The sequence below is a fragment of the Rhizobium sp. BK379 genome (assembly GCF_014193955.1).
Taxonomy (GTDB): Bacteria; Pseudomonadota; Alphaproteobacteria; order Rhizobiales; family Rhizobiaceae; genus Rhizobium.
The window spans coordinates 211620-225304 of the sequence record NZ_JACIAD010000009.1 but is presented as its reverse complement, the minus strand read 5'-3'; the positions used below and the strand labels follow the sequence as shown (position 1 = coordinate 225304).

General features: G+C 60.7%; 15 protein-coding genes. 9 read left to right on the top strand and 6 right to left on the bottom strand.

Annotated elements, in window-relative coordinates; all coding sequences use genetic code 11:
* Position 1 precedes the first annotated feature (1 nt).
* From FHT93_RS31170 to FHT93_RS31160, 3 genes are all read left to right on the top strand, one after another.
* Positions 2 to 823, top strand: a complete 822-nt coding sequence (locus FHT93_RS31170) for an AraC family transcriptional regulator (protein WP_113146316.1) — start codon at positions 2 to 4, stop codon at positions 821 to 823.
* 69 nt (positions 824 to 892) lie between these two features.
* Positions 893 to 1612 (top strand): AzlC family ABC transporter permease, encoded by a 720-nt coding sequence (locus FHT93_RS31165; protein ID WP_183851046.1) that lies wholly within the window; start codon positions 893 to 895, stop codon positions 1610 to 1612.
* Positions 1609 to 1911, top strand: coding sequence for an AzlD domain-containing protein (locus FHT93_RS31160; protein ID WP_113114936.1), 303 nt, complete (start codon positions 1609 to 1611; stop codon positions 1909 to 1911). The genes FHT93_RS31165 and FHT93_RS31160 overlap by 4 nt, the downstream gene beginning before the upstream one ends.
* A gap of 62 nt (positions 1912 to 1973) precedes the next feature.
* On the opposite strand, the gene FHT93_RS31155 is transcribed toward FHT93_RS31160, so the two are convergent.
* The 6 genes from FHT93_RS31155 to FHT93_RS31130 form a co-directional block, all read right to left on the bottom strand.
* Positions 1974 to 3470, bottom strand: coding sequence for a replicative DNA helicase (locus tag FHT93_RS31155; protein ID WP_007820234.1), 1497 nt, complete (start codon positions 3468 to 3470; stop codon positions 1974 to 1976).
* A 334-nt stretch (positions 3471 to 3804) separates the two neighbouring features.
* Positions 3805 to 4383, bottom strand: coding sequence for a 50S ribosomal protein L9 (rplI, locus tag FHT93_RS31150; protein WP_018115549.1), 579 nt, complete (start codon positions 4381 to 4383; stop codon positions 3805 to 3807).
* Positions 4384 to 4403: 20 nt separating this feature from the next.
* Entirely contained in the window at positions 4404 to 5384 is a 981-nt protein-coding gene (locus FHT93_RS31145) for a DUF2232 domain-containing protein (RefSeq protein ID WP_029616527.1), read from the bottom strand.
* Between the two features lie 146 nt (positions 5385 to 5530).
* Positions 5531 to 5779, bottom strand: coding sequence for a 30S ribosomal protein S18 (gene rpsR / locus FHT93_RS31140; RefSeq protein WP_007531286.1), 249 nt, complete (start codon positions 5777 to 5779; stop codon positions 5531 to 5533).
* Between the two features lie 12 nt (positions 5780 to 5791).
* The gene (gene rpsF / locus FHT93_RS31135; protein ID WP_029616526.1) at positions 5792 to 6250 is read right to left on the bottom strand and encodes a 30S ribosomal protein S6; all 459 of its coding nucleotides are present in this window, start codon (positions 6248 to 6250) and stop codon (positions 5792 to 5794) included.
* Between the two features lie 351 nt (positions 6251 to 6601).
* Entirely contained in the window at positions 6602 to 7645 is a 1044-nt protein-coding gene (locus tag FHT93_RS31130; protein WP_113146160.1) for an aldo/keto reductase, read from the bottom strand.
* A 208-nt stretch (positions 7646 to 7853) separates the two neighbouring features.
* On the opposite strand from FHT93_RS31130, the gene fabD reads away from it, so the two are divergent.
* The 6 genes from fabD (at position 7854) to FHT93_RS31100 (ending at position 13684) form a co-directional block, all read left to right on the top strand.
* Positions 7854 to 8798, top strand: a complete 945-nt coding sequence (gene fabD, locus FHT93_RS31125; RefSeq protein WP_112544717.1) for an ACP S-malonyltransferase — start codon at positions 7854 to 7856, stop codon at positions 8796 to 8798.
* A 29-nt stretch (positions 8799 to 8827) separates the two neighbouring features.
* A complete protein-coding gene (gene fabG / locus FHT93_RS31120; protein WP_018115544.1) occupies positions 8828 to 9565 on the top strand; it encodes a 3-oxoacyl-[acyl-carrier-protein] reductase in 738 nt (245 codons plus the stop codon).
* Positions 9566 to 9850: 285 nt separating this feature from the next.
* Positions 9851 to 10087, top strand: a complete 237-nt coding sequence (locus FHT93_RS31115) for an acyl carrier protein (RefSeq protein ID WP_003547058.1) — start codon at positions 9851 to 9853, stop codon at positions 10085 to 10087.
* Positions 10088 to 10180: 93 nt separating this feature from the next.
* Positions 10181 to 11443, top strand: coding sequence for a beta-ketoacyl-ACP synthase II (gene fabF / locus FHT93_RS31110; RefSeq protein ID WP_112544716.1), 1263 nt, complete (start codon positions 10181 to 10183; stop codon positions 11441 to 11443).
* A gap of 116 nt (positions 11444 to 11559) precedes the next feature.
* Positions 11560 to 12780, top strand: coding sequence for an endolytic transglycosylase MltG (mltG, locus tag FHT93_RS31105; RefSeq protein WP_018115542.1), 1221 nt, complete (start codon positions 11560 to 11562; stop codon positions 12778 to 12780).
* Positions 12781 to 12796: 16 nt separating this feature from the next.
* The gene (locus FHT93_RS31100; RefSeq protein WP_183851044.1) at positions 12797 to 13684 is read left to right on the top strand and encodes a YicC/YloC family endoribonuclease; all 888 of its coding nucleotides are present in this window, start codon (positions 12797 to 12799) and stop codon (positions 13682 to 13684) included.
* Position 13685: the final 1 nt, after the last annotated feature.

Below are 13685 nucleotides of genomic sequence, written 5' to 3'. Positions count from 1 at the left end.
CATGCCGCTTGCCAAGGTGGAATCGGCCCGCTTCTGGCGGGATAGCCGTTTTCGCGACATGGAGTGCCTGAGCGCCAGTTTTCTCACGCATGAATACGCGCCGCACGCCCACGATACATTCAGCATCGGCGCGATTGAAAGCGGCAGCCAGATCGCGACACTGAGCGGAAGGCGGGAAGAAACCGGACCAGGAGACCTCTATCTGATCGATCCCGGTGTCGTGCACGACGGCGCTCCGGGCGGTGAGGGATATCGCTACCGTATGATCTACCCGGATACGAAACTGTTCATCGATATTCTGGAGGATGTCTCCGGCAAGGCGTTCAACGCGACGCCGTCCTTTGCCAGGGCACTGCCGCGCGATCCGCAGTTTGCCAGAGCCTTCCACACCGCGCACCGCACGCTTGAAAGCGGCGCCGGTGCGCTGGAATCCGATGAAAGCATGTTCTCGGTGCTGGCGGCGATCTTCGCGCGTTATGGCAGCACGATCGTCTTGCCGGTCGATACCAAGGAGCGGAGCGCTGTCGCCCGCGCTCGCGATTACCTGATCGAGAATTTCGACAGCGATGTCGGCCTCGAGGAGCTGGCGACGGTGGCGGGCCTCAGCCGCGCCCATCTGATCCGCGCCTTCCGAAGGGAATATCACATTACCCCGCACGCCTTCCTGACCGACCGGCGTGTCCTTGTCGCCCGGCGCCTGCTGAGGGAAGGCCGCATGCCGGCCGATGTCGCGGTCCAATGCGGCTTTGCCGATCAGGCGCATTTCACGCGCCATTTCAAATCCCGCACCGGGGTGACCCCCGGCCAGTTTCGAGTCGGTTGATCACTTTCGTTCAATACAGCACGCGACTGTCTCGGCTAGCTCTCCGCCATCTTGATGTGGAGGTTGCCAATGTTGCAACAGACCGGGCCAGCCGGCAAAAATCCTGTCCGCGAATTCCTGGGCGGAATGCGTGCCATTTTCCCGTTGATCGTCGCTGTACTGCCGATCGGCCTCGTCTTCGGCGCGGTCTCGGCTACCAAGGGGCTTTCGGCCCTGGAAACGACGCTGATGAGCGCGCTTGTCTTTGCCGGCGGCTCGCAGTTCGTGGCGATGGATATCTGGGCGCATCCGGCGAGCTGGATCGGCGTCGGCTTTGCGGCCCTGCTCGTCAATATCCGCCACGTGCTGATGGGCGCCTCGATCGGCACGAAGATGCAGTGCTTCTCCGGTATCAAACGCTATATCGCCATGCTGTTCCTCGCCGATGAGCTCTGGGCCATGGCGGAATTCCGCGCCGGGACGACACGGCTCACACCCGCCTGGTATGCCGGCATCGTTACGCCCTTCTACCTGACCTGGGTCGGCTCGTCGCTTGCAGGTGCACTGCTCGGCGCCTTTCTCGGCGATCCCGCCGTCATCGGTCTCGACTTCGCCTTTCCGGCCGTCTTCATCGTGCTGGTCATGGGCTTCTGGAAGGGGCGGGAAACCGGTGCCGTTCTCGCGGCAAGCGGGATTGCGGCCGTCGCCGTCCATCATTTCGTGCCAGGCGTCTGGTACATCGCAGCCGGCGCGCTGGCGGGGCTGGCGATGGCCCTCTGGAGAGGCAGGGCGCGGGAGCAGGCGGCATGACGCTCGATCCCAACACTCTGCTTGCCATCCTTGCCATGGCTGCCGCCACGATCTTCACCCGCATCAGTGGTCTCGTATTGATCCGCTACGTCGAGATCAACGAGAACAGGAGAGCGGCAATCGAAGCCATTCCGCCGGCAGTGCTGATGGCCGTCATTGCCCCAACCGCATTTGCGACCGGTTGGGCGGAGACGCTGGCCTGTGTGGCGACCGCAGTCGCCGCGAGCCGCCTGCCAATGCTGGCAAGCGTCGTTGTCGGTGTGGCAACGGCAGCGCTTCTTCGTGCTGCAGGGCTCTGAAGCAAATCAGCAAAATTGCGCGGCGGTTTTGCGCCCTGAGGAATTGACGCGCGAAACCCGCGTCAATGTTCCTCGTATTGGGTAAAGGACGGATCGGCGAGATCGGCGAAGCGCGTGAATTCCGACTGGAAGGCGAGCTTCACCGTGCCGGTCGGTCCGTGACGTTGCTTGGCGATGATGACATCGGCCGTGCCCTTCACCTTGTCGAACAGCGCTTCCCATTCCGGATATTTCGGGTCGTGGATATCGCGCGGTTCCATGTTCTTCACGTAATATTCCTCGCGGAACACGAAGAGCACGACGTCGGCGTCCTGCTCGATGGAGCCGGATTCACGAAGGTCGGAAAGCTGCGGGCGCTTGTCTTCGCGGCTTTCGACGGCACGCGAGAGCTGCGACAGCGCGATGATCGGAACGTTCAGTTCCTTGCCGAGCGCCTTGAGACCAGTCGTGATCTGCGTGATTTCCTGAACGCGGTTCTCGTTCGACTTGCCGGAGCCGGTCATCAGCTGCACGTAGTCGACGACGAGCACGTCGAGACCGCGCTGGCGCTTGAGACGGCGGGCACGCGCCGAAAGCTGGGCGATCGAGATACCACCGGTCTGGTCGATGAACAGCGGCACTTTCTGCATCATCATCGAGCAGGCGACAAGTTTTTCGAAATCGGCATCGTTGATGTCGCCGCGGCGGATCTTCGAGGAGGAGACTTCCGTCTGCTCGGAGATGATACGGGTGGCGAGCTGTTCGGACGACATTTCGAGCGAGTAGAAGCCGACGACGCCGCCATTCTTCGCCTTCATGCTGCCGTCGGACTGCACTTCGCCTTCGTAGGCGGCCGCGATATTATAGGCGATGTTGGTCGCAAGCGAGGTCTTGCCCATACCCGGACGACCGGCGAGCACGATCAAGTCCGACCGCTGCAACCCGCCCATCTTGGAATCGAGCGAGTGGATGCCGGTGGAAATGCCGGAAAGGCCGCCGTCACGTTCCTTGGCGACAGCCGCCATGTCAATCGCGAGCGCCACGGCATCGTTGAAGGCCTGGAAGCCGCCGTCATAACGACCATTTTCGGCAAGCTCGAACAGGCGGCGCTCGGTATCTTCGATCTGCGCCTGCGGCGGCATGTCGAGCGGCGCGTCATAGGCGATGTTGACGACGTCCTCGCCGATGGTGATCAGCGCACGGCGGATCGCCAGATCGTAGATCGCACGGCCATAGTCTTCGGCATTGATGATCGTCACAGCACCCGTGACGAGGCTGGCGAGATATTGCGAGACGGTGATGTCGCCGACCTTTTCGTCGGCCGGCAGGAAGGTCTTGACCGTCACCGGGTTGGCGATCTTGCCCATGCGGATGATGTCGCCGGCGACCTCGAAGATCTTCCGGTGCAGCGGCTCATAGAGGTGCGTGGGCTTCAGGAAGTCGGACACCCGGTAATAGGCGTCGTTGTTCATCAGGATGGCGCCGAGCAGCGCCTGTTCGGCCTCGATGTTGTTCGGCGCTTCGCGATAGTGCTGCTCTGCGGGAGCAACGGCGGCAATCTTTCGTGCAGCTTCGTTCATCGTCATCCGTACTGTCTTTTCCAAAACCCGGATTTGCAGGGCGGACTGAATAAAATCAAGTGCCGCGCGGCAACTACTTTCAGCTCGCCGTCAAATCGGCGGCGCTGTGCACGTTGTTCGATTTCTCCACAGTCGGCGGAACGCTTGAGGAGAAATATCCTGACTGTCACTTGCGGGACACGGTGCCCGCAGCGACTCACTTCGTCATTCCAGCATTCTGTTATTTTAGCGCCCTGGATTGGAGGACGCAGCAAAAAAGCCGCCGGCTGGAAAAGCTCCAACAACAAAAAAGCCCGGCGCGAGCCGGGCTTTTCGTTCTGCCTGGAGACAGAAATTATGCTTCGTCTTCGTCGAGGCCATCGGCTTCCGGATCGAAGAAGTCTTCCGGACGCAGTGCGTCTTCGTCAACGCCGTAGATGGCGTCGACAGAGGTGAGTTCTTCACCCTTGGACTGGCGCTCGGCTTCTTCAGCAGAACGGGCAACGTTCAGCTCGACGTTGATCTCAACTTCAGCATGGAGCTGCAGCTCGACCTTGTGCAGGCCGATCGCCTTGATCGGCGTGTTGAGGTGAACCTGGTTGCGGGCGATGTTGAAGCCTTCGGCAGCCAGAATGTCGACGACGTCGCGGGCAGCGACGGAGCCATAGAGCTGGCCGGTTTCGCCGGCAGAGCGTACGACGATGAAGGACTTGCCGTCGAGAACGTCGGCAACCTTCTGGGCTTCGGACTTGCGCTCGAGGTTACGGGCTTCGAGCGTTGCACGCTCGGATTCGAAGCGGGCCTTGTTGGCAGCGTTGGCGCGCAGTGCCTTGCCGAGCGGCAGGAGGTAGTTGCGTGCGAAGCCGTCGCGAACCTTTACGGTTTCGCCCATCTGGCCGAGCTTGGAGATGCGTTCGAGAAGAATGACGTCCATGGTGTTTTCCTTTCTTGTTCTCAGATTTCGGTATCGGTTTGTTTGGGGGCATCGGCATCCTTGGTCGGGGTCAGGGCGATCGCCTTGCGGGTATCGGCAAGACCGAGCACGAGGATGAAAAGAGCTGGCAACATCATGGTGGATGCCAGGTAGCAGAGAATGAGGGCCGGCAAGCGCCAGTCCTTGCCGCGCGTGCGGAAGTGCAGCGCGGCGAAGCCGGACATCAGGAAGCCGGCGCCGAAGGCTCCGACGACCGTGGCGCCGATCATCGCCGGAATTCCGCCCATGAAGGTGGCGGCAAGACCGGCGAGGAAGATGAAGATCGAATTCCGGTTCATGCGCAGCGACGAGGGGATATCCTCGCGCGGGCGCAGGCCCTTGCCGGAGGCGGTGACGATGCGCGTCGCGATGTAATAGGCGGCAAACAGCATCACCACCCAGATGGCGCCCTGCAGCGCGGGCAGCATGAGCACGACGAGCGACTTGGTCTGGGCGGTCGCGACCGGGTCCGGAACGAAAGTCGGCTGCTGCTCCTGCAGCGAGGCCATCAGCATGTCGACCATCTGGTCGGTAATCTCAGGCCCGTAACCGATCATGATGCCGGTAACGATGACGGCGATCGTGACCAGGCCACAGAGATGCAGAAGGATATCGGAGAGCGGATACCAGGCAAGCAGATGGTCGGGGCCGCCGAGTTCGGACGCTGGGCGCGCAAGGTTTGCAAGATGGCTCAGCCAGCCGGCCGGCAGCAGCGTCACCATCGTCATGACGAGCGCGAAGGACGGCGAAATGGCGATCGCACCCAGCACGGCAGCCGTGACGACGGCGGAAATGGCGGCGAGGTTGCCCCAGCCGAGGCCGACGAGCAGGATGGGAAGTGCGGAAGCAGCATAGAGCACAGCACTGAACGACGGCTGCATGCTCGCGCCAAGCACCAGCAAGGCGGCGGTCAATCCGGCGAGTGCGCCGATCGCAAGCGTTTTCGGGTCCAGTTTTTTCACTTCGCTGTCCTGCTTCATCAAGCAGTTAGAGGATTTCCCTGAATCGATCCGGGAGATACCTCAACATGGGTTTTAAGGTTCCGATCCGCGCCCATCGCGGAAGGGAGGAAGCCCCGGATCCGAAGATCCGGGGCTTCGAAAGTCAATTAGGCGACGACGTACGGCAGCAGGCCGAGGAAGCGTGCACGCTTGATCGCCTGGGCGAGTTCGCGCTGCTTCTTCTGGGAAACGGCCGTGATGCGGGACGGAACGATCTTGCCGCGCTCGGAAATGTAGCGCTGCAGGAGACGGACGTCCTTGTAGTCGATGCGCGGAGCGTTTGCGCCGGAGAACGGGCAGGTCTTGCGACGACGATGGAACGGACGACGGACCGGAGCGGAGGAAGATTCAGACATTCTTATTTCTCCTTATGCACGGTCTTCGCGGGGAGCGCGATCAGGACGCGGGCCACGCTGGAAGTCGCCGTCACGGCGCGGCGGACGATCGCCGAATTCGCGGCGCGGGCCACGGTCGCCGCCTTCACGCGGGCCACGGTCGTCGCGGTCGCGCTTCTGCATCATGGCAGACGGGCCGTCTTCGTGCTTTTCAACAGCGATGGTCATGTAGCGAAGAACGTCTTCACTGATGCGCATCTGGCGTTCCATTTCCTGGATCGCAGCTGCCGGTGCATCAATGTCCATCAGGGCGTAGTGAGCCTTGCGGTTCTTCTTGATGCGGTAGGTGAGGGACTTGAGGCCCCAGTTTTCGATACGCCCGACCTTACCACCGTTAGCTTCGATAACACCCTTGTACTGTTCTACGAGGGCATCAACCTGCTGCGTGGAAATATCCTGTCGGGCAAGGAATACATGTTCATAAAGAGCCATGACAGCTTTGCCTTTCTTGCGTTGATCAGAACCCGGCATTCGGCGGCTAAGCCTCAACGACTGCTCCTGAGAGGCGATAGCGCCAAGCAAGAAAAGCGTTTCCGAGACGGTCGAGAGCGGAGACACGGGAGGCTGGAACGCTTCCGTTCCGAACGGCTCGCAAGAAGCAAACCGGCCCTCCGTTCAGCCACCAGCCAGAAGACCGGGTTAACGAACAGGGGCGCTTATACGGATTTTTGCGCGAAAGGCAAGGGAAGCGGGCAACAAACTATGAAAAGCGGCCACCGCCTGCCGGAATGAGAAAAGAGCGCGATTGCTCGCGCCCTCAAAACGTCGGGGATACCGACCCCCTCAGAGCGGCATCGGATACTGCCGGTGAACCTTCTCGATCTCCGCCAACACGTCACCGCTAAGCTTCACGCCGACGGATCCAATATCCGTCTTCAGCTGTGCCATCGTGGTAGCGCCGATGATGACCGATGTCATGAAGCGGCGGGTCAGGCAGAAGGCGAGTGCCATCTGCGACGGATCGAGCCCATGCCGAGCCGCGATATCGAGATAGGCCTTCGTCGGCGCTTCCTGCAGCGGCTGCAGGCGGCCGCCGAGGTCGCCGTTGATCGCGGCGCGCGTGCCCGCCGGCTTCTCGCCGTTGATGTATTTGCCACTCAGGATGCCGGCGGCAAGCGGCGAATAGGCAAGGAGGCCGACATCTTCGTGATGGGAGAGTTCCGCAAGGTCGAGATCGAAATGGCGGTAGAGAAGATTGTATTCATTCTGGGTGCTGGCGACGCGCGGCAGGTTCATCTGCTCGGAGAGGCTCACATATTTCTGGATGCCCCAGGTCGTCTCGTTGGATAGGCCGAAGGCGCGGATCTTGCCCTCCTTCACCAGTTCGCCCACCGTCTGCAAAATATCGGTCATGTTGGCGACGGCCTTGGCGCGATCCTGCCCGAACGGATCGTAGTGCCAGCTCTGGCGGAAATGGAAATGGCCGCGGTTCGGCCAGTGGATCTGATAGAGATCGACATAGTCCGTCTTCAGCCGCTTCAGGCTGGCCTCGAGCGCGAGGCGGATATTCTTGCCGTCGGCACCTTCGCCGTTGCGCAGGTAGGAGCGGCCGGTACCGGCAACCTTGGTGGCAAGAACGATATCCTTGCGCTTGCCGGTCCTTTCGAACCAGCTGCCGATATACTCCTCCGTGCGGCCCTGTGTTTCGGCCGAAACAGGCGTGGTCGGATAAAGCTCGGCAGTATCGAAGAAATTGATGCCTTCCTGGACAGCATAGTCCATCTGCTCGTGGGCTTCCGCCTCGCTGTTCTGCGTGCCCCAGGTCATGGTGCCAAGGCAAATCTCGGAAACGGAAATATCGGTGCGGCCTAATTTATTATATTTCATCGGAAACCCTGGGCATGGTCTGAAAAAGGGAAAGGCGTGGGAAGAGCCGCGCAAATCTAGGACGGATTTGCCGAAGCGCAAGAGAAAAAACCGAGCGTTTCCGCTGGGGCGAAAGGCTTTGGAGAGAATCTGCCGCCACTTGACTCTCAAAGAAAGAATGTCAATTGGAGGCGAAATGGCCCGACGGGCACTATCGAGGGATTGAAAAATGACCATTGCTTTCACTTTTCCCGGCCAGGGCAGCCAGGCCGTTGGCATGGGCAAGGATCTCGCCGAGAATTTTGCAGAAGCCCGCGCCGTTTTCGAAGAGGTCGATGAAGCGCTCGGTGAAAAGCTTTCCGACACCATGTTCAACGGTCCCGAGGACAAGCTGACACTGACGGCAAACGCCCAGCCGGCGCTGATGGCCGTCTCCCTGGCCGTTATCCGCGTTCTTGAAGCCAGGGGTCTCGATCTGAAGGCCAAGGTCGCCTATGTCGCTGGCCATTCTCTTGGCGAATATTCCGCCCTCTGTGCCGCCGGCACCTTCTCGATAGCCGACACAGCCCGCCTTCTGCGCATTCGCGGCAATGCCATGCAGGCTGCCGTGCCTGTCGGCGTCGGCGCCATGGCCGCCATCATCGGCCTCGAACATGCCGACGTGCAGGCCGTCTGTGAGGAGGCTGCAGCGATCGGCTCCTGTCAGATTGCCAACGACAACGGCGGCGGCCAGCTCGTCATATCGGGCGAGAAGTCGGCCGTCGAAAAGGCCGCTGGCTTGGCGACCGACAAGGGCGCCAAGCGAGCCATTCTGTTGCCGGTCTCCGCTCCCTTCCATTCGAAGCTGATGGCACCTGCCGCAGATGCCATGCGCGAGGCGCTCGCCGGCGTGAAGAAGGCCAATCCGGTCGTGCCCCTTATCGCAAATGTTCGCGCAGCACCTGTCACGGATGCCGAGGAGATCGCAGCCCTTCTCGTCGAGCAAGTCACCGGACAGGTTCGCTGGCGCGAAACGGTGGAATGGTTTGCCGCAAATGGCGTCACCACGCTCTATGAACTCGGTGCCGGCAAGGTCCTGACTGGTCTTGCGCGCCGCATAGACAAGACTATCAATGGCGTCTCGGTCAACGGCCCAGCCGATATCGACGCTGCCATTGCCGCACTCACGGCCTGATTGCCCCACTTTATATAAGGAACGTTCCCATGTTCGATCTTTCCGGCCGCAAGGCTCTCGTCACCGGCGCATCGGGCGGCATTGGCGAAGAAATCGCCCGCCTTCTTCACAAGCAGGGCGCCATTGTCGGCCTGCACGGAACTCGCGTCGAAAAGCTCGAGGCTCTCGCAAACGAACTCGGCGATCGCGTGAAGATCTTCCCGGCGAACCTTTCGGATCGCGACGAAGTCAAGGCTCTCGGCCAGAAGGCGGAAGCCGATCTCGAAGGCGTCGATATCCTCGTCAACAATGCCGGCATCACCAAGGACGGTCTCTTCGTTCGCATGAGCGATGAGGACTGGGATGCTGTTCTCGAAGTGAACCTGACGGCGACCTTCCGCCTGACGCGCGAGCTCACCCATCCGATGATGCGCCGCCGTTATGGCCGCATCATCAACATCACCTCCGTCGTCGGCGTCACCGGCAATCCGGGACAGGCGAACTACTGCGCCTCCAAGGCCGGTATGATCGGCTTCACGAAATCTCTGGCGCAGGAGATCGCCACGCGCAACGTGACGGTCAACTGTGTTGCCCCGGGCTTCATCGAAAGCGCCATGACCGGCAAGCTGAACGACAAGCAGAAGGAAGCGATCATGGGTGCGATCCCCATGAAGCGCATGGGAACCGGCGCCGAAGTGGCCTCGGCCGTCGCCTATCTCGCGTCCGCTGAGGCCGCCTATATGACGGGTCAGACGCTGCATGTGAACGGCGGCATGGCCATGATCTGAAACGATTAGCTGCCGCAGTCGCCGATTTAAGCCAATAGCGTGTTGAGCAATCACGAACGGTTGATTTTCTGGCTTTGCGGCAGACTTAAAGCATGTTAAGCGGGCCATGACTGTCAACAGTCGTCCCGAAAAAGCAGACGGACCGGCGGGCTTTTCGCAAGCCTGGGACTTCTCTAAAGCCGGGTAAACGAGTTTGCCGAGGATGTCTGAACGCATCGCAGGCTGAAACAGGGTAGGGGTGTCAGAAGGACATTCCGATCAGGACATAAGGTCGAGGAAACCGACATGAGCGATATCGCAGAACGCGTAAAGAAAATTGTTATTGATCATCTTGGCGTCGATGCCGACAAGGTCGTCGAGAGCGCCAGCTTTATCGACGATCTGGGCGCCGACTCGCTCGACACGGTCGAACTGGTCATGGCTTTCGAAGAAGAATTCGGCGTTGAAATCCCCGATGATGCCGCTGACTCGATCCTGACCGTTGGCGATGCCGTGAAGTTTATTGAAAAGGCTCAGGCCTGATACTGTGCATTCGAGAAAGGGCGGGCCAAGAGTCCGCCCTTTTCTTTTGAGCATGTTTCTCCATAAAACATAACAGACGGGGGAAAGCAGTCGATGAGAAGGGTCGTCATTACTGGTACCGGCATGGTATCGCCCTTGGGATGCGGAACGGAAGTTACCTGGTCCCGCCTGCTTGCGGGAGCAAACGGCGCCCGTCTCGTGTCCGAATTCGAAGTCGAGGATCTCCCTGCCAAGATTGCTTGCCGCATTCCCGTCGGCGATGGTTCTGACGGTACGTTCAATGCCGACGATTGGATGGAGCCGAAGGAACAGCGCAAGGTAGACCCTTTCATCATCTACGGCATGGCTGCTGCCGACATGGCGCTCAAGGATGCCGACTGGCATCCGGAAACCGATGAGGACCAGATCGCCACCGGCGTGCTGATCGGCTCCGGCATCGGCGGCATCGAGGGTATTGTCGAAGCCGGCTATACGCTGCGCGACAAAGGCCCGCGCCGCATCTCTCCTTTCTTCATTCCCGGTCGGCTGATCAACCTTGTTTCGGGCCAGGTCTCCATTCGCCATAAGCTGCGCGGCCCGAACCATTCGGTTGTTACCGCCTGCTCCACCGGTGCGCACGCCATTGGCGATGCTGCCCGTCTCATTGCGCTCGGCGATGCCGATGTCATGGTCGCCGGTGGCACGGAATCCCCGGTCAGCCGCATTTCGCTTGCCGGCTTTGCTGCCTGCAAGGCGCTGTCGACGCAGCACAATGACGACCCGCAGAAAGCGTCGCGCCCCTATGACAGGGATCGTGACGGTTTCGTCATGGGCGAGGGCGCCGGCATTGTCGTTCTCGAAGAGCTGGACCATGCGTTGGCACGCGGCGCCAAGATCTATGCAGAAGTGGTTGGTTACGGCCTTTCCGGCGATGCCTTCCACATCACCGCTCCGTCTGAAGACGGCGATGGCGCGTTCCGCTGCATGACCATGGCGCTGAAGCGCGCCGGCCTGACGCCTGCCGATGTCGACTACATCAACGCCCACGGCACTTCGACCATGGCCGATACGATCGAGCTAGGCGCCGTTGAGCGCCTCGTCGGCAATGCGGCCTCGAAGATCTCGATGTCGTCGACCAAATCCGCGACCGGCCACCTGCTCGGTGCCGCCGGCGCCATCGAGGCGATCTTCACGACCCTCGCAATTCGGGATAATGTCGCCCCTCCGACGCTCAACCTCGACAATCCTGAGCGGGAAACCGCAATCGACCTCGTTCCGCACAAGGCTCGTGAGCGAGAAATTAACGTGGCGCTATCCAACTCGTTCGGATTCGGCGGCACGAATGCATCGCTCGTGCTGCGCCGCTACGTCGCGTAACAGACGGTTCACGACACGGGCGAACGTCAAACGGCGTCAGGAAGCGCGGCAGAACCTGTTTTTGCCGCATTACTTCGCGAAATAGCGAAGCGGGGCCAAGTTTTAGAGGATTGCCGGTGAGCGATACGACCAACCAGAGCAGCGACAACGGCCAGCCGGCGCAGAAGGGACCGATCATCCCGAAATCGCCGAGCGAAGCCCTGCGCCCGGAACGTGTCCCCGAGCCCCCGAAGCGCTCCAGGAATGCTCGCAGTCAGGTCATCCTCTTCCTGAATTTCGTAATGACCATGGCCGTGGTCGTCTGTATTGCCGGTCTCATCGGCTTCTACTACGCCATCACCGCGTATCAGAACCCCGGCCCGCTGCAGACGAACACCAACTTCATCGTCCGCAATGGGGCAGGCCTCGCGGAAATCGCCACAAACCTCGAGCGCAACCTGATCATTTCGGATGCCCGGGTCTTCCGCTATCTGACGGCCACGCATCTTACTGATGGCGAGAGCCTCAAGGCCGGCGAATACGAGATCAAGGCGCATGCGTCCATGAACGAGATCATGGAGCTCCTGAAATCCGGTAAGTCCATCCTCTATTCCGTCTCCTTCCCGGAAGGCCTGACGGTGCGACAGATGTTCGACCGCATGCTTGATGATGCGGTCCTCGAAGGCGACCTGCCGGCTGCCCTGCCGGCGGAAGGCAGCCTGCGGCCCGACACTTACAAGTTCTCGCGCGGCACCAAGCGCTCCGAAATTATCGACCAGATGGCTGCAGCCCAGCAGAAGCTTGTCGATCAGATCTGGGAACGGCGCGATCCTTCGTTGCTCCTGAAGAGCAAGGAAGAGTTCGTCACGCTCGCCTCCATCGTCGAGAAGGAGACGGGAGTGCCGGATGAGCGTGCGCATGTGGCCTCCGTCTTCCTCAACCGTCTTGGCAAGGGGATGCGGCTGCAGTCCGATCCGACCATCATCTATGGTCTCTTCGGTGGCGGGGGCAAACCCTCCGACCGGCCGATCTATCAGTCGGACCTGAAGAAAGAGACCCCCTTCAACACCTACGTCATCAAGGGCCTGCCGCCGACGCCGATTGCCAATCCAGGCAAGGACGCGCTGGAAGCTGTCGCCAATCCCTGGAAGACACAGGACCTCTATTTCGTCGCCGATGGCTCCGGCGGCCACGTCTTCGCGGCAACGCTCGAAGAGCACAATGCCAACGTCAAGCGCTGGCGCAAGCTCGAAGCAGACAAGGGCGCCGATCCTGAAATTGCTGTCGACGGACAACCGGAAGACCAGCCGGCGGACAATACATCCGCAGTTCCGCCGAAGAAAAAGAAGATCAACTGATATCGGGAGGCCTTTGATGGCATTGCAGTCCATGACCGGTTTCGCGCGGCGCGAGGGAACGACTGGCCGCTGGCGCTGGGCATGGGAATTGCGCTCGGTCAACGGCAAGGGCCTCGACGTCAGACTGCGGCTTCCGCCAGGTCTGGAGCGCCTGGAAACCGATGTTCGCCGCATTGCCGGCGAGAATTTCAGCCGCGGCAATCTGCAGGCTACGCTGGCGCTGACCTCGGGTGAAAGCCAGCTTGAAGCCGTGCTCAATCAGGATGCCTTCGCTGCCGTTCTCGCGATGCGCGACAAGCTCGAAGGTCTTATCGATCCGGCGCCATTGAGGCTTGATACGCTGCTTTCCATCCGAGGCCTCGTCGATTTCCGTGAGACGCAGGACAGCGAAGAGACGGTCGCTGTCCGCGATGCCGATATCATGTCGGGACTGAAGGCTGCGCTTTCCGATCTCAGGAGCATGCGTGAGCAGGAGGGAGCGGCACTGGCGCGCGTGCTTCTTGGCCACGTCGCGACGGTCGAGGCGCTGACAAGCACGATCGAGGCCGATCCCTCGCGCTCGCCGCAGGAGATCGCGGCAAGGCTCTCCGCGCAGGTGGCACTCCTCATGGAAGGAACCGGCGCTCTCGACCGTGACCGCCTGCACGCCGAAGCGGCACTGCTCGCGACGAAGGCGGATCTGCGCGAAGAGATCGACCGACTGAAGGCCCATGTCGCCGCCACCCGCGATCTCGTGACAAAAGGCGGCCCGGTTGGCCGAAAGCTCGATTTCCTTGCACAGGAATTTAACCGAGAATCGAATACGATATGCTCGAAGTCGAACGCATCGGCCGTCACCGCAGCCGGGATCGAGCTGAAGGTGGTGATCGATCAGTTCCGCGAGCAGGTCCAGAATTTGGAGTAGG